Origin of the sequence: Streptomyces sp. NPDC006265 (genome assembly GCF_040613555.1) — a bacterium.
GTDB lineage: Bacteria > Actinomycetota > Actinomycetes > Streptomycetales > Streptomycetaceae > Streptomyces.
Genome location: NZ_JBEXSH010001472.1, coordinates 1 through 1,209, shown reverse-complemented (window position 1 = coordinate 1,209; position 1,209 = coordinate 1). Strand labels below are relative to the sequence as shown.

Below are 1,209 nucleotides of genomic sequence, written 5' to 3'. Positions count from 1 at the left end.
GTGCCCGAAGCCCCCGCCGCTGGGAAAGGGAGGCCGGATACGGTTCAGTACACCGGCTTGGACGGCTCGATCTGGTTGACCCAGCCGATCACGCCACCGCCGACGTGCACGGCGTCCGAGAAGCCCGCGGACTTCAGGACCGCGAGGACTTCCGCACTGCGGACACCCGTCTTGCAGTGCAAGACGATCTTCTTGTCCTGCGGGAGGCTCTCCAGGGCGGTGCCCATGAGGAACTCGTTCTTCGGGATCAGCCGGGCGCCCGGGATGGAGACGATCTCGTACTCGTTCGGCTCGCGGACGTCGATGATGTCGATGCTCTCGCCGTCGTCGATCCACTCCTTGAGCTGCTTGGGAGTGATCGTGGAGTCGGCGGCCGCCGCCTGGGCCTCTTCGGAGACGACGCCGCAGAAGGCCTCGTAGTCGATGAGCTCGGTGACGGTCGGGTTCTCGCCGCAGACCGCGCAGTTCGGGTCCTTGCGGACCTTGACCTGGCGGTACTGCATCTCCAGGGCGTCATAGATCATCAGCCGACCGACCAGCGGGTCGCCGATGCCGGCGAGGAGCTTGATGGCCTCGTTGACCTGGATGGAGCCGATGGACGCGCAGAGCACGCCCAGGACGCCGCCCTCGGCGCAGGAGGGAACCATGCCGGGGGGCGGGGGCTCCGGGTACAGGCAGCGGTAGCAGGGGCCGTGCTCGGACCAGAAGACGGACGCCTGGCCGTCGAAGCGGTAGATCGAGCCCCAGACGTACGGCTTGTTGAGCAGCACGCACGCGTCGTTGACCAGGTAGCGGGTCGCGAAGTTGTCCGTGCCGTCGACGATCAGGTCGTACTGGCTGAAGATGTCCATCACGTTGTCGGCCTCGAGCCGCTCCTCGTGAAGGATCACGTTCACGTACGGGTTGATGCCCTTGACGCTGTCGCGGGCGGACTCGGCCTTCGGGCGGCCGATGTCGGCCTGGCTGTGGATGATCTGGCGCTGCAGGTTCGACTCGTCGACCTCGTCGAACTCCACGATGCCGAGGGTGCCGACGCCCGCGGCGGCCAGGTACATCAGCGCCGGCGAGCCCAGGCCGCCGGCGCCCACACACAGCACCTTGGCGTTCTTCAGCCGCTTCTGCCCGTCCATCCCCACGTCGGGGATGATCAGGTGGCGGGAGTACCTGCGGACCTCGTCTACGGTGAGCTCGGAAGCCGGCTCGACCAGG

Annotated in this window: 1 protein-coding gene; it reads right to left on the bottom strand. The window is 67.1% G+C overall.

The features are described from left to right. Positions 1 to 44: 44 nt before the first annotated feature. Entirely contained in the window at positions 45 to 1,208 is a 1,164-nt protein-coding gene (gene moeZ, locus ABZ281_RS49900; protein WP_356665524.1) for an adenylyltransferase/sulfurtransferase MoeZ, read from the bottom strand. Position 1,209: the final 1 nt, after the last annotated feature.